We start from the raw sequence: 13885 nt of genomic DNA, 5'->3' as shown, positions 1-13885 counted from the left end.
GCCGGTGCCGGGATCCCCGAGTGGGGCCCGGAACCGGCGAGTTGGCGTCCGCTTCGACCTGCGGGGGACGGGGCCCCGCGACCCGGTCCGTACGAGGAGGGGCGAGCGGTCAGCCCACGAGGTTGTCCGCCATCTCCTCGGTGAGGTTGGACTCCGTACCCGGGATGCCGAGGTCCTGGGCCCGCTTGTCGGCCATCGCGAGCAGTCGGCGGATCCGGCCCGCGACGGCGTCCTTGGTCAGCGGCGGGTCGGCGAGCGCGCCCAGCTCCTCCAGGGACGCCTGCTTGTGCTCCATGCGCAGCCGGCCCGCCGCGGCGAGGTGCTCCGGGACCTCGTCGGCGAGGATCTCCAGGGCGCGCTGCACCCGGGCCCCGGCGGCGACCGCGGCACGGGCCGAGCGGCGCAGGTTGGCGTCGTCGAAGTTGGCCAGCCGGTTCGCCGTGGCGCGGACCTCGCGGCGCATCCGCCGCTCCTCCCAGGCGAGCACCGACTCGTGCGCCCCGAGGCGGGTGAGCAGCGCGCCGATCGCGTCGCCGTCGCGGACCACCACGCGGTCGACACCGCGGACCTCGCGGGCCTTCGCGGCGATCGAAAGGCGGCGGGCGGCGCCGACCAGCGCGAGCGCGGCCTCGGGACCCGGGCAGGTGACCTCCAGGGAGGAGGAGCGGCCCGGCTCGGTGAGCGAGCCGTGCGCCAGGAACGCGCCGCGCCAGGCCGCCTCCGCGTCGCAGGTGGCCCCCGAGACCACCTGCGGGGGCAGCCCGCGGATCGGTCGGCCGCGGCCGTCGACCAGCCCCGTCTGGCGGGCGAGCTGGTCACCGCCCGCGACGACGCGCACGACGTAGCGCGAGCCGCGGCGCAGACCGCCGGGCGCCATCACGATCAGTTCCGAGCTGTGGCCGAAGATCTCCAGGATGTCCCGCTTCAGGCGGCGCGCCGCCATCGCGGTGTCCAGCTCCGCCTCGATCACGATGCGGCCGCTCACCAGGTGGAGGCCGCCCGCGAACCGCAGGATCGCCGAGACCTCCGCCTTTCTGCAGCAGGTCCGGGTGACGGGGAGCCGGGAGATCTCGTCCTTCACCGCTGCCGTCATCGCCATGGGCCGATCCTTCCATGCATCCGAAAAATACGGTCGTACGCGGCGGCCAACAGCTCCGGGTCGTGCCGCGGAGTTCCGTCGGTCCTGGCCACCGGCGCCAGCTCGACCGCGGCGCCGAACCGCTTCGCGGCGTCGGTGAGTGAGTCGCGGTCGGGCACGGCGGCCTCGTCGGCCAGCACCACGTCCAGGGCGAGTTTAGGGGCGTGTCGTCCCAAAACCTCCAAATGACGCTGCGGGGAGAAGCCCTCGGTTTCTCCGGGCTGCGGCGCGAGGTTCAGGGACAGTACCCGGCGAGCCTTCGTCTCCGTCAGGGCGTCCAGCAGATCGGGCACGAGCAGGTGCGGAATCACCGAGGAGAACCAGGAGCCGGGGCCGAGCACCACCCAGTCCGCGTCGAGGACCGCGGCGACGGCCTCGGGGACGGCGGGCGGGTCGTGCGGGACGACGTGCACGGACTGCACCTCGCCGGGGGTGAGCGCGACGGTGGCCTGGCCGCGCACGGTGTCCACGTCCTCCGGGCGGTCCGGGTCGTGGCCCTTGACCAGCGCCTGGAGTTCCAGAGGCACGGCGGACATGGGCAGCACGCGCCCGTGCGCGCCGAGGAGCTTGCCGACCAGGTCCAGCGCCAGGACGTGGTCGCCCAGCTGCTCCCACAGGGCGACGATCAGCAAATTGCCGACCGCGTGCTCGTGCAGGTCGCCCTGGGAGACGAAGCGGTGCTGGATGACGCGGGCCCAGGTCTGGCCCCAGTCGTCGTCCCCGCACAGCGCGGCCAGCGCCTTGCGCAGATCGCCGGGCGGCAGCACGCCCAGCTCGTCGCGGAGCCGCCCGCTGGAGCCGCCGTCGTCGGCCACGGTGACGACGGCGGTAAGGTCGCCGGTGATCCGGCGCAGCGCGGCGAGCGAGGCGGACAGACCCATGCCGCCGCCGAGGGCGACGACCTTGGGCTGGGCGCCGCGCCGGCGTCCCTTGCCGCCGCGCCCCTCGGGGGTCACCCGGCGCAGCCTGCTCAGCCGCAGCGCACGTCCGGTCATTCGCGGCCCATGTCCCGGTGGACGACGACCGTCTCCACTCCCTCGGACGCCAGCCTGGCCGCCAGCCTCTCCGACACCGCGACCGAGCGGTGCTTGCCGCCGGTGCAGCCGACCGCGATGGTCACGTAGCGCTTGCCCTCGCGCCGGTAGCCGGCCGCGATCAGCCGGAGCAGCTCCGCGTACCGGTCGAGGAACTCCTTGGCGCCGGGCTGGTTGAACACATAGCCCGACACCTCCTCGTTCAGGCCGGTGTACGGGCGCAACTCGGGGACCCAGTGCGGGTTCGGCAGGAAGCGCATGTCGGCGACCAGGTCCGCGTCGACCGGGAGGCCGTACTTGAAACCGAAGGACATGACGGTGGCCCGCAGCTCCGGCTCCTCCTCGCCCGCGAACTGGGCGTCCATCTTGGCGCGCAGCTCGTGCACGTTCAGGCTGGAGGTGTCGATGACCAGGTCGGCGTCGCCGCGCAGCTCCCGCAGCAGCTCGCGCTCGGCGTCGATGCCGTCGACGATGCGGCCGTCGCCCTGGAGCGGGTGCGGGCGCCGCACGGACTCGAAACGGCGCACCAGGGCGTCGTCGGAGGACTCCAGGAAGACGATGCGCCGGGTGACGCCCTTGGCCTCCAGGTCGGCGAGGGACTCGCGGAGGTTGTCGAAGAAGCGGCGGCCGCGTACGTCGACGACGACCGCGATCCGTGCCACGTTTCCCTGGGAACGGGCGCCGAGCTCCACCATGGTGGGGATCAGCGCCGGCGGCAGATTGTCCACGACGAACCAGCCGAGGTCCTCGAGACACTTGGCGGCCGTGGACCGGCCGGCTCCTGACATGCCGGAGATGATCACCAGCTCGGGGATGACCGCGTCGGGCGTCCCGGCCGGTTCGCTGCCCGTACTCACCTTTGCTCCGTCTTCGTGGTCTGCGTCGTGCTCGGAGTGATCTTCACTCGTCTTCTTGTGCGCTTCCTGGCCGTCGGCTGGGCGTGCGCGGTGTTCCTGGCGCTCCCGGGGATCCTGGCGGTCCTGCCGCCCCTGGTGTTCCCCGTGTTCTTCGTGATGCGCGTCCTGCTCGGTCATCTCTCCTGCCCCCGTCGCTCGTCCGGGGATCCCGCGGTCACGGGCTCCCCCGCGGAGCCCGCCGTCGTCCCGGACTCCTCGTCTTCGATGATCTCTCCGGTCGCCGTGTTCACGGCGGGTGCGGCCGGGGCCGCCCGGGCGAAGGCCACGGCGATCGCCTCGGCCGTCTTGCGGCCTATGCCGGGGACCTCGCAGATCTGGTCGATGGTCGCGGAGCGTAGCTTCTTCACCGAGCCGAAGTGCTTGAGCAGCGCTTGTTTGCGCGTTTCGCCCAAACCCGGCACGTCGTCCAGAGGACTCGCCCGGAAGCGCTTGGCCCGCTTGGTGCGCTGGTAGGTGATCGCGAAGCGGTGGGCCTCGTCGCGGACCCTCTGGAGCAGGTAGAGGCCCTCGCTGGTGCGCGGCAGCACGACCGGGTCGTCCTCCCCGGGCAGCCAGACCTCCTCCAGTCGCTTGGCCAGGCCGCACACGGCGATGTCGTCGATGCCGAGCTCGTCCAGGGCCCGCTGGGCGGCCGCGACCTGCGGCTGGCCGCCGTCCACCACGACGAGCTGCGGCGGGTAGGCGAACCGCTTGGGCCGGCCGTCCTCCTCGGTGAGTCTGGGGCGGCCGTCCTCGTCGGCGGGCTCGGGGCGGCCGTCATCCCCGGTGAGCCTGGGACGGCCGTCATCCCCGGTGAGCGCCGCCTCGTCGCCGGCCCATTCCCCCGTCCGCTCCTTCTCGGCGAGGTAGCGCCTGAAGCGGCGGGTGATCACCTCGTGCATGGACCGGACGTCGTCCTGGCCCTCGAAGCCCTTGATCTGGAAGCGCCGGTACTCGCTCTTGCGAGCCAGGCCGTCCTCGAAGACGACCATGGAGGCGACGACGTCCTCGCCCTGGAGGTGCGAGATGTCGTAGCACTCGATCCTCAGGGGCGCGGCGTCCAGGCCGAGGGCCTCGGCGATCTCCTCCAGGGCGCGGGAGCGGGTGGTGAGGTCGGAGGCGCGCTTGGTCTTGTGCAGGCCGAGCGCCTGGAGCGCGTTACGCTGCACGGTCTCCATGAGGGCCTTCTTGTCGCCGCGCTGCGGGATACGCAGCGACACGTTCGACCCTCGGCGGGCGGTCAGCCACTCCTGCACCGGCTCCACCGGGTCGGGCAGCGCCGGGACGAGGACCTCCTTGGGCACCGAGTCACCGGTCTCCTCGCCGTAGAGCTGCTGGAGCGCGTGCTCCACCAGGCCGCCGGTGGTGACCGCCTCCACCTTGTCGGTGACCCAGCCGCGCTGGCCGCGCACGCGTCCGCCGCGGACGTGGAAGATCTGCACGGCGGCCTCGAGCTCGTCCTCACAGACGGCGATCAGATCGGCGTCCGTGGCGTCGGCGAGCACCACGGCGTTCTTCTCCATGGCCTTCTTCAGGGCCTCGATGTCGTCGCGCAGCCGGGCCGCCCGCTCGTACTCCATCTCCTCGGCCGCCTCGCCCATCCGCCTCTCCAGGCGGCGGATGTACGTGCCCGTGCGGCCGGCCATGAAGTCGCAGAACTCGTCGGCCAGGTCCCAGTGGTCGTCCGGGTCGATCCGGCCGACGCACGGAGCCGAGCACTTGCCGATGTAGCCGAGGAGGCAGGGGCGGCCGGTGCGGGCCGCGTTCTTGAAGACGCCGGCCGAGCACGTGCGCACGGGGAAGACGCGCAGCAGGAGGTCCACGGTGTCGCGGATGGCCCACGCGTGCGCGTAGGGGCCGAAGTAGCGCACGCCCTTGCGCTTGTGGCCGCGCATCACCTGCACGCGCGGGAACTCCTCGTTCATGGTCACCGCGAGGTACGGGTAGCTCTTGTCGTCGCGGTACTTGACGTTGAACCGGGGGTCGAACTCCTTGATCCACGAGTACTCGAGCTGGAGCGCCTCGACCTCCGTGGACACCACCGTCCACTCCACGGACGCGGCCGTGGTGACCATCGTGCGGGTGCGCGGGTGCAGGCCGGCCAGGTCCTGGAAGTAGTTGGCAAGACGCTGGCGCAGGCTCTTCGCCTTGCCTACGTAGATCACCCGGCGGTGCTCGTCGCGAAACTTGTAGACCCCGGGCGAGTCCGGGATCTCTCCCGGCTTGGGGCGGTAGCTGGAGGGGTCGGCCATGTCTCACACCCTACTGGCGTGGTGTGACACCGCGACGGGCTCCCGGCCGCACCTGTGGACGAAGAGGCGGACACGGCCCGGGCTCCGGGCGACTGGTGTGATCGGTGGCGCTCCAGGGGGCCGGAGGGCTCGGCGAAACTCCGGGTACCGGCAGGCCCGGCGGGACTCCGGGGGCCGGAGCGGCCGGCGGGGCTCCGGGAGACGGAGGGGCCGGCAGAACCCGGGGAGCCGGGGGGCTAGCGGGACTCCAGGAAGGTGAGGACGGCGAGGACCCGGCGGTGGTCGTCGGGCTGCTCCTGGAGGCGCAGCTTCCCCAGGATGCTGCGGACATGTTTCTCGACCGTGCCCTCGGTCACCCACAGCCGCCGGGCGATGCCCGCGTTGGAGCGGCCCTCCGCCATCAGCGCGAGGACCTCCCGCTCCCGGGAGCTGAGCAGGGACAGCGGGTCGTCGCGGCGCTGGGCGGAGACCAGCTCCTGCACCAGCGACGGGTCGACCACCGAACCGCCCCTGCGGATCCGGTCGAGCGTCTCGGTGAACTCGTCGACGACGGTGATGCGGCTCTTCAGGAGGTAGCCGATCCGGCGCCCGCTCGCCAGCAGCTCCAGGGCGTCCTCGACCTCCACGTACGCGGAGAGCACGAGGATCCCGAGCGAGGGGTACCGCCCGCGGATGGCCCGGGCCGCCCTGAGCCCCTCCGTGGAGTGCGTCGGCGGCATCCTGATGTCGACGATCGCCAGGTCGGGGTGGTTCTCGGTGACCAGTTCGAGGAGCCGGGCGGCGTCGCCCGCCTGCCCCACCACCTGGTACCCCGCCCGCTCGCAGAGGCTGGCCAGTCCCTCCCTGAGCAACACGTCGTCGTCTGCCAGGACCACCCGGCCGGGCGCAGGCTGCTTGCTCGAATCCATGATCGGTTTCCCGTCCGCCGAGGCCCCCGCGGTGCTCCGCGCCGTCCAATGTGCCGGAACCCGTGCGCTTACGGCTAGCGGGGGGCGCCGATGGCAGCGGGCCGGAACGGCGGGTTGGCCGCTGGCCGTGACGACGGCGGAGCGTTTCGCCGCCATCATCGAAGTAGTGCGGATGCCAGGCCCGCCCCGGGCGAGGGGCGGCAGACCGGGTCGAAGGGCTGCGGGTGGCGCGGTGGGCACGGAGCGGGACCGACGGTGGTCGGTCCGTGCCCATCGCCGCGGCAGCGGCCGGCGGACGACCCGCCCCGGGAGGGACCGCGGGAACGCTCGCGGGAACACCGTGGAACGACTGCGGGAACGCGGGAACGCTCGCGGGAACACCGTGGGAACACCTCCGGGAACGCGGGAGCGTTTACGGGATCACCGTGGGAACGCGCGAACACCGCGGGGAGGGCAACCGCACCGCCCGAGTACGACCGTCCGGAGTGTGCCTACGTCACCGAGTCCAAGCCCCCCTTTGGACCCCCTCTGTGCACACCCGGGCGGTCATTTGTCCGCCGACGGCGTCTCCAGCGGCAGCCTGACCGTCACGGTCGTACCGTCACCGGGCAGGCTGACGAGGCTCAGCCGGCCGCCGATCGCTTCGACCCGGTCGGTGAGCCCGACGAGCCCCGAACCGCGGCGCGGCTCCGCGCCCCCGACCCCGTCGTCACTGATCGACACCTCCAGGGCGGCGCCCTCGCACTCCGTCCCGGTCCCGTCCTCGGTCCCGTCCTCGGGCACCTCCTCGATCCCGCCCTCGATCCGCACGACGCCCGCGCGCGCGTGCTTGGCCGCGTTGGTCAGGCACTCGGAGGCCACGTAGTAGACGGCGACCTCGATCCGTTCGGGAAGCCGGGCGGGCGGCAGCCGGAGCGCCAGCTCCACCGGTATCGCCGAGCGACGCGCCAGCGCGCGCAGAGCGGGTGCGAGACCGCCCCTGGACAGGATCGCCGGGTGGATGCCCCGGGAGACCTGCAGCAGTTCCTCGAAGGTGTCGTCGAGCCCCTTGCCGATGTGCGCGAGCTGCCGGTTCAGTTCACCGGCCCCGACCGGCGCCATCGACTCGGCCGTCCGCAGGTCGAGCTGGAGCGAGACCAGACGCTGCTGGACCCCGTCGTGCAGATCGCGCTCGATGCGGCGCCGGGAGGCGTCCGCGCTGGCCACGACGCGCGCGCGTGAGGCCGTGAGCTGGGCCCGCGCGTCCGCGTTGGCTATGGCGACGGCGACGAGCTCGGTGAAGTCGGTGAGCTGGGCCGCCGTACCCACGGGCATCGGCTCGGCGCCCGCCGAGGCCGCGACGACCACACCCCAGAGCCGGTCGTCGACGACGATCGGGGCGCCGACCGAGCGCGCCTCCGGTAACGCGGACTCTTCCCGCGCGGCGCACCCGGCCCGCACCGCGTGCTCGGACGCGGCCCACTCCACCGCGGCGGCCCGGTCCCCGCTCGCCTCGCTCGCCGCCACGTAGGCCGAGCCCAGGACGGTGACGCCGCCGTCGGCCTCGTAGCGCAGGACGGCCGCCGAGGCGCTGCTCAGTACGAGCCCCACCTCGTGCGCGACCGACGTGAACATCTCGTCCGGCGAGACGCCGCGGGCAACCAGGGTGGCCACCCGGCGCAGCGCGGCCTCCTCGCGGCCGGCCCTGCGGCTGTCGGTGACGTCGTGCGCCGTGGCGTGCACGAGGCCCTCGCCGGGCACCCTGCGGGCGCTCCACTGGAGCCAGCGCGCCGTGCCGTCCGCGCGCAGACACCGGTTCTCGAACTCGACGTGTTCGACGCCGCCGTTGAGCGCGGACAGGACGGTACGCGTGCGTGCCCGGTCCTCCGCGTGCACGAACTCGATCCACGGCCGGGAGCGCAACTCCGCCGCGCTGTACCCGAGCGTGCTCTCGAACGCCGGGCTCACCCGCTTGAAACGGCCGTCCGGGCCGAAGATGCACAGCGGGTCGAGCGAGAGGGTGAAGACGCTGTCCAGTTCCCGTTCGGCCTTGCGGAGCCGGTCGTGCGCCGCGGCGACGGACGCCATGGTGGCGTTCATACCGTCGAGGAGCTGCGCCCAGGCGCCTTCGAAGGCGGCGGCGTCCGCCCGGTGGCCGAAGCGGCGGGCCTCCATGGCCGTGTTCATGGTGCGGATCTCGGCGGCGAGCCGTTCGCTGGTCGTCCGCAGCTCCCGCAGCGTCTCGGCGACCGCACCGATCCCGTCCTTCCCCCGGTACTCGACGTCGTACGAGAGATCGCCCTCGGCGAGCGCCCTGGCCCCCTGGGACACGTCCTGGAGCGGACGGGAGACGAACCGGCGCAGCACCAGGGCGAGGGCCGTGACGGCCAACAGGATCCCCAGGTAGAGGGCGGTGTCGCGCGCGCCGCCCGGTCCGGCGGCCGCCAGTCCGTCCACGGCGGGCACCCGCACCTGCGCGGTGGCCTGCGGGGCGGGCATCCGGTGCCGCTGCCGGACGGCCGGCAAGGCGACCGACGCGAGCAGTCCCGTCGCCGCGATCGCCGCGAGAACGGCCCGCAGGCGGCTGCGGACACCGGCCCGGCTCTGCGTGGTCCGGCTCGGCGTGGGCGGGCTCTGCGTGGTCCGGCTCGGCATGAGCGGGCTCTGCGTCATCCGGCTCTGCGTGGCCCGGCTGTTCACGGCCCGGCCCTTCATCGGCCTGCCGTCGGGGCACCGTCCGGTGTGCTTCTCGGCGAGCCGCCCGGGGTGCCGCGCCGGACCGTGCCGCGCGGTGCTGCGCAGTGTGGCGCCCTGCCGCGCGATGCCGTGCTGTGTGGTGCTGCGCTGTGCGGTGCTTCCTGTGGTGCGCTGCGTCCGTGCCAGAGCAACTTCATGCGCACTCCCACCCGCCGACGGGGACTTGGTCATGCAGGGTGCCTCCATGCTACCGCCGGTGACGCCCGGCTGCGCTGGGTGAGCACCAACGTCGTTGTGCGGCGCGGGACATCAGCACTTTCCCGCTAGCCGGAAGGCGCGCCCGGCGGCGGATTGGCAAGCTGTCCCCATGTTCATCCGCTGTCTGCTCGTGGACGACAGCGCCCGTTTCCTGGAAGCGGCGTGTGCCCTGCTGGAGCGCGGTGGGGTGGAGGTCGTCGGCGTCGCCTCGACGGGCGCCGAGGCCGTCGCGCGCGCCCGGGAACTGGCCCCCGACGTCGCCCTGGTCGACCTCGACCTCGACGGCGAGAGCGGCCTGGACGTCGTCCGGCTCCTCGCCGGCGGCGTCCCCGCCGTGATCCTCATCTCGGCGCACTGCCTGGAGGACTTCCAGGAGCTCGTCACGGCCAGCCCCGCCCGGGGCTTCCTCCACAAGTCGGCGCTGTCGGCGCCGGCGATCAGGGAGCTGGTGCGCCCCGGCCACGCACGCCATGACTGAGCACCGCCCCAGGGAGCCCGCCCGGCCGCGTCCCGCCTCCCGGGAAGCCCGGTCGGCCACGTGCCCCGTCCCGGGCGCAAGTGTCTTGTGGAGAAGCCCGTACGGACGTGGCGGTTGAGCATCAACTGTTGTCGGGGCTGAGTCAACACGCTTCAATGCGGGGGAACTTGACGGCCGTGGACGACGCGGTGCGGACGCACCCCATTTACCCGCACCCCGCAAACGGCCCGGCACGCGCGCGTACGGCCTGACCAACCGTCGTGGACTTCACAGAAAGGCCCCTGCATGCGGCACGGCACAGAGCACGCGGACCTCGCCCCGGCCGAGCTGAAGACGGCTCTGCAGGGCGGCCCCTTCCACGTGGCACTGCGCGCCGCGATAGCGGCCCGCGGCCTGCCGCTCCAGCGCGTCCAGCACCATCTGACGCGCTACGGGGTGAGAGTCGGGGTGACGAGCCTGAGTTACTGGCAGCAGGGCGCCCGGCGCCCGCAGCGCCCCGAGTCGCTACGGGCCGTTCGCGCCCTGGAGGAGATTCTTCAGCTGCCCGACGAATCGTTGATCCGGCTGCTCGCCAAGAACGACGATCCCTCGGCCCGCGCAACGCTCCCGACGCACTCGACGAGGATCACGGGTCCGGCCGGTCCGGCAGGTGTGACGGGACCGGCAGGTGTGACGGGACCGGCGCGGGGCCGCCCCGCGAGCCGTTCGTACCGTTCCGTGATCGAGGCGTCCGGCGTCCTGAACCGGCTGCTGACCGAACTGGAGTCACCGCTCGACGGCGGACTGCACACCATCGGCCACCACGAACGGGTGCGGATCGGCGCCCGCCGCGAACTGCGCGGCCGCGAGTCGCAGCACATCGTGCGGGCCCACAAGGACGGCGTGGACCGCTACGTGGCCGTCCACCACGGCGACCCGGGATGCGCGCCGGACCGGATGACCGTACGCGCCCTCGAGAACTGCCGCACGGGACGCGTGCGGTGGCACCACGACACCGGAATGCTGGTGGCCGAGCTGCTCTTCGACACCCGGCTCCGCGCGGGCGACACTTTCCTGTTCCGCTACCGCTTCGACGACGGGACGGCCGGCGCGTCCGGCGAGTACGTCCGCGGGTTCAGCTTCGCGGGCGGGCAGTACGCCCTCCAGGTGCGCTTCGACGAACGGGCGCTGCCGGTGGGCTGCCACCGGTTCACCCAGCACTCCGAGGCGGCCCCGCGCGGCGGCCGGCAGGAACTGCCGCTGAGCGACCGGCACCACTCCGTGCACCTGGTCGAACCGCGCGTGCGGTCGGGCATCCTGGGGATCGCCTGGGACTGGGAATGACCACCGCTCAGGGAACCCGGACGGCAGGCCCCCGCAGCCGCCTCAGGTCGTCGGAGGACCCGCGACGATCTTGCCGTCCTTCTCCTCCACGGACAGCTCGTTGAGCGGCGCGGTGGCGGGCGCGTGCAGCACCCTGCCCGTCGCCGCGTCGAACTCGCTGCCGTGACAGGAGCACGTGAGCTTCGTGCCCTCCAGCTTGTTGATGGGGCAGCCGGCGTGTGTGCAGATGGTGCTGTACGCCTTCAGTGAGCCGTCGTTCGCGCGGCTGACCACCACGTTGTGGTCCTTGTAGAGCTTGGCGCCGCCCTTGGTGACCTCGCTCTGCGCGCCCAGCTCGACGGGCGCGGTCGGCGTCGCGGGCGCCGCCTTGCCGTCTCCCCCGGACGAACAGGCGGTGAGGCCGAGGCCGACGACCGGGGTGACGACCGCCCCTCGCAGAACGGTACGGCGGCTCGTGGACGGACGGCCGGGCATGGGCTCTCCACTGGTCAGAGGTACATGCGTGCGTGCCGACGATACCGGTGGAGATCACGCCTTGCCGGGCGGGGTTGGCGTGGGGGGCGCGGCGCAAACGCTTACGCAAGCCTTTGCGCGAGCGTCGGGCGGGCGGCCGCGCAAACGCTCGCGCAAGCGATTGCGTAAACGTTTGCGCAAGCGTTTACCTCACGCCCCGCATGCGGTAGGTTCCCCGCACGCAGACGGTCGGCGGCAGTCGCCGGGACCAGCCAGGGGCAGTCGCCGGAGCGAGGGAGACACGATGGCCACGATGGTGGACGTGGCGCGGCACGCAGGGGTGTCCGTCGCCACCGTCTCGCACGTCCTGAACGACACCCGTCCGGTACGTCCCCCCACCCGCCAAGCGGTCCTGGACGCCATCGAGGAACTCGGCTACACGCCCAACACGCTGGCCCGTTCCCTGGTCATGGCGCGCACACGGTCGATCGGGCTCGCGGTGTCGGCAATCAGCAACCCGTACTTCACGGAGATCCTCCAGGGCGTGGAGGCCGGCGCCCTGGAACACGGTTACAGCCTGCTCATCGCCGACCCGCACGACGACCGCGAGCACGAACGGAAGGTCGTGCAGCTGCTGCACGAGCGGCGGGTCGACGGCATGATCGTCGCCCCCTCGGCGGACCCGCGCGAGCTGCTGGCCTACCTCGGGCGGCACGACGTACCGACGGTGTTCCTGGACCGGCTGGTGAAGCGGACACGGACAGGTGAACCGCACGCACAGCCGGGCACCGGCCACCGCTTCGACCAGATCAGCTCGGAGAACACCGAGCCCATGGCACAACTGGTCACGCACCTCGCCGAACTCGGTCACCGGCGCATCGGCCTGGTCGCCGGTCTGTCCGGGCTCAGCACCACCAGCGAGCGGATCTGGGGCTACCGGCACGGTCTGGCGGGCGCCGGTCTGCCGTACGACGAACGGCTCGTCGTGCACGGCGAGTCGGAGTCGCGGCACGCCGAGACGGCCACCGGCGCGCTGCTGTCCCTCGCGGTGCCGCCCACCGCGCTGGTCACCGGCAACAACGCGATGACCATCGGCGCGCTGCGCGCCCTGCGCGAGCGCGGTCTGACCGTGCCCGGCGACCTGGCCCTGTGCTGCTTCGACGACTTCGCGTGGGCGGACCTGTTCTCGCCGCGGCTCACCGCGATCTCCCAGCCCAGCAAGGAGATCGGGGCGCAGGCCGTGCGGCTGCTCCTGGAACGGCTCGCCTCGCCGGACCGCCCCGCACGCACCCTCCGGCTGCCCTGCGCGTTCGTCCACCGCACGTCGTGCGGCTGCCCGGACACCCCAGGGACCGCGACCCCCACATGACGCGGGCCCCACGACACCCCAGGGACCACGAACCCCACATGACGCGGGCCCCACTTCCCAATCCGCAACTCCCCCGAAGCCCCGAGAAAGGATCCGCTCGTGATCGTCGTCGCCGGTGAGGCCCTGATCGACCTGGTACCGCAGGGCACTGGCCCGCTCGTGAGCCTGCGGCCCCGTCTCGGCGGCGGCCCGTACAACACGGCGGTGGCTCTGGGACGCCTCGGCTCCCCCACGGCCTTCTGCTCCCGCACCTCGTCCGACGCCTTCGGCGAGGCGCTGCTGGACGGGCTGCGCGAGGCGGGCGTCGACGTGGCGTCCGTACAGCGGGGGCCGGAGCCGACCACCCTGGCGGTCGCCACGATCGGCACGGACGGCTCGGCCGCGTACTCCTTCTACGTGGAGGGCACGGCGGACCGTCTGTTCGCGGCGCCCGACGATCTCCCGGCGGACACGCGGGCGGTGTCCTTCGGTACCTGCTCGCTCGTCCTGGAGCCGGGCGCGAGCGCGTACGAGAGGTTGATGCGCGCCGCTGCCGGACGTGGCGTGTTCACGGCGCTCGACCCGAACATCCGGGCCGGACTGATCGCCGATCCGGACGCCTACCGGGCCCGGTTCAGGAGCTGGCTGCCGTCGGTGTCGCTGCTCAAGCTCTCCGCGGAGGACGCCGAGTGGCTGGGCGGCACTCCGGACGAGTGGCTGGCGTCAGGTCCCGCGGCGGTCGTCATGACCCGCGGCGGCGACGGCCTGACGGTCCACACGCGCGACGGTTCGACGTACTCCGTGCCCGGTGAGAAGGTCGAGGTCGTGGACACCATCGGTGCCGGTGACACCGTGAACGCGGCGCTGCTGCACGGTCTCGCCGCCCGCGACGCGCTCGCCCCGCAGGCGCTCGCGGAGCTGGACGCCGACGGCTGGGCGGAGCTGCTGCGGTTCGCGGCCCGCGCCGCGGCGATCACCTGCTCACGGGCGGGCGCGGAACCACCGTACGCCGCCGAGCTGGGCGACGTCCTGAACGTGTAGGACAACGCACAGGACCGACGACGCTCCGAACGCGAGGAACCGGGGCGGCACGCACGGCGCCCCACGGGAAGTTCCCGTGG

The 13885-nt window shown here is 72.8% G+C and carries 11 protein-coding genes; 4 read left to right on the top strand and 7 right to left on the bottom strand.

From position 1 onward, the window contains the following. Window positions 1-109: 109 nt before the first annotated feature. The 6 genes from whiA to ACFV6E_RS36110 all read right to left on the bottom strand — a co-directional run bounded on the left by whiA (window position 110) and on the right by ACFV6E_RS36110 (window position 9135). Entirely contained in the window at window positions 110-1099 is a 990-nt protein-coding gene (gene whiA, locus ACFV6E_RS36135) for a DNA-binding protein WhiA (protein ID WP_345655399.1), read from the bottom strand. Beyond that, window positions 1090-2133, bottom strand: a complete 1044-nt coding sequence (yvcK, locus tag ACFV6E_RS36130; protein WP_385171592.1) for a uridine diphosphate-N-acetylglucosamine-binding protein YvcK — start codon at window positions 2131-2133, stop codon at window positions 1090-1092. Before yvcK ends, whiA begins: the two co-directional genes overlap by 10 nt. Further along, the gene (gene rapZ, locus ACFV6E_RS36125) at window positions 2130-3206 is read right to left on the bottom strand and encodes an RNase adapter RapZ (RefSeq protein ID WP_385171589.1); all 1077 of its coding nucleotides are present in this window, start codon (window positions 3204-3206) and stop codon (window positions 2130-2132) included. Before rapZ ends, yvcK begins: the two co-directional genes overlap by 4 nt. Continuing rightward, window positions 3203-5320 carry an excinuclease ABC subunit UvrC gene (uvrC, locus tag ACFV6E_RS36120; RefSeq protein WP_385467484.1) on the bottom strand — a complete coding sequence of 706 codons (2118 nt, stop codon included), beginning with the start codon at window positions 5318-5320 and terminating at the stop codon, window positions 3203-3205. The genes rapZ and uvrC overlap by 4 nt, the downstream gene beginning before the upstream one ends. Window positions 5321-5556: 236 nt before the next feature. Further along, the gene (locus ACFV6E_RS36115) at window positions 5557-6228 is read right to left on the bottom strand and encodes a response regulator (RefSeq protein ID WP_385171583.1); all 672 of its coding nucleotides are present in this window, start codon (window positions 6226-6228) and stop codon (window positions 5557-5559) included. Between the two features lie 546 nt (window positions 6229-6774). Beyond that, complete coding sequence (locus tag ACFV6E_RS36110) at window positions 6775-9135, bottom strand: PAS domain S-box protein (RefSeq protein ID WP_385467481.1); 2361 nt, start codon at window positions 9133-9135, stop codon at window positions 6775-6777. Between the two features lie 136 nt (window positions 9136-9271). Between ACFV6E_RS36110 and ACFV6E_RS36105 the strand changes: the two genes are divergently transcribed. Both ACFV6E_RS36105 and ACFV6E_RS36100 read left to right on the top strand, forming a co-directional pair. Then, window positions 9272-9640 carry a response regulator gene (locus ACFV6E_RS36105; protein ID WP_385171578.1) on the top strand — a complete coding sequence of 123 codons (369 nt, stop codon included), beginning with the start codon at window positions 9272-9274 and terminating at the stop codon, window positions 9638-9640. A gap of 285 nt (window positions 9641-9925) precedes the next feature. Then, window positions 9926-10963, top strand: a complete 1038-nt coding sequence (locus ACFV6E_RS36100; RefSeq protein WP_385467478.1) for a hypothetical protein — start codon at window positions 9926-9928, stop codon at window positions 10961-10963. A gap of 42 nt (window positions 10964-11005) precedes the next feature. Here ACFV6E_RS36100 and ACFV6E_RS36095 read toward each other — a convergent pair whose 3' ends face one another. Then, window positions 11006-11437 carry a Rieske (2Fe-2S) protein gene (locus ACFV6E_RS36095; protein ID WP_385171572.1) on the bottom strand — a complete coding sequence of 144 codons (432 nt, stop codon included), beginning with the start codon at window positions 11435-11437 and terminating at the stop codon, window positions 11006-11008. 283 nt (window positions 11438-11720) lie between these two features. Here ACFV6E_RS36095 and ACFV6E_RS36090 point away from each other — a divergent pair, with 283 nt between their 5' ends. Continuing rightward, complete coding sequence (locus tag ACFV6E_RS36090; RefSeq protein WP_385171569.1) at window positions 11721-12785, top strand: LacI family DNA-binding transcriptional regulator; 1065 nt, start codon at window positions 11721-11723, stop codon at window positions 12783-12785. A gap of 99 nt (window positions 12786-12884) precedes the next feature. Then, window positions 12885-13805, top strand: coding sequence for a carbohydrate kinase (locus ACFV6E_RS36085; RefSeq protein ID WP_385467475.1), 921 nt, complete (start codon window positions 12885-12887; stop codon window positions 13803-13805). Window positions 13806-13885: the final 80 nt, after the last annotated feature.

Origin of the sequence: Streptomyces sp. NPDC059785, assembly GCF_042732375.1 — a bacterium.
Classification (GTDB): domain Bacteria; phylum Actinomycetota; class Actinomycetes; order Streptomycetales; family Streptomycetaceae; genus Streptomyces.
This window is presented reverse-complemented; position numbering and strand designations above follow the sequence as displayed.

Bases quoted from the DNA above. Each gene is read 5' to 3' on its own strand.
- whiA (WP_345655399.1), bottom strand. From the start codon at position 1,099: ATGGCGATGACGGCAGCGGTGAAGGACGAGATCTCCCGGCTCCCCGTC.
- yvcK (WP_385171592.1), bottom strand. From the start codon at position 2,133: ATGACCGGACGTGCGCTGCGGCTGAGCAGGCTGCGCCGGGTGACCCCC.
- rapZ (WP_385171589.1), bottom strand. From the start codon at position 3,206: ATGACCGAGCAGGACGCGCATCACGAAGAACACGGGGAACACCAGGGG.
- uvrC (WP_385467484.1), bottom strand. From the start codon at position 5,320: ATGGCCGACCCCTCCAGCTACCGCCCCAAGCCGGGAGAGATCCCGGAC.
- ACFV6E_RS36115 (WP_385171583.1), bottom strand. From the start codon at position 6,228: ATGGATTCGAGCAAGCAGCCTGCGCCCGGCCGGGTGGTCCTGGCAGAC.
- ACFV6E_RS36110 (WP_385467481.1), bottom strand. From the start codon at position 9,135: ATGACCAAGTCCCCGTCGGCGGGTGGGAGTGCGCATGAAGTTGCTCTG.
- ACFV6E_RS36105 (WP_385171578.1), top strand. From the start codon at position 9,272: ATGTTCATCCGCTGTCTGCTCGTGGACGACAGCGCCCGTTTCCTGGAA.
- ACFV6E_RS36100 (WP_385467478.1), top strand. From the start codon at position 9,926: ATGCGGCACGGCACAGAGCACGCGGACCTCGCCCCGGCCGAGCTGAAG.
- ACFV6E_RS36095 (WP_385171572.1), bottom strand. From the start codon at position 11,437: ATGCCCGGCCGTCCGTCCACGAGCCGCCGTACCGTTCTGCGAGGGGCG.
- ACFV6E_RS36090 (WP_385171569.1), top strand. From the start codon at position 11,721: ATGGCCACGATGGTGGACGTGGCGCGGCACGCAGGGGTGTCCGTCGCC.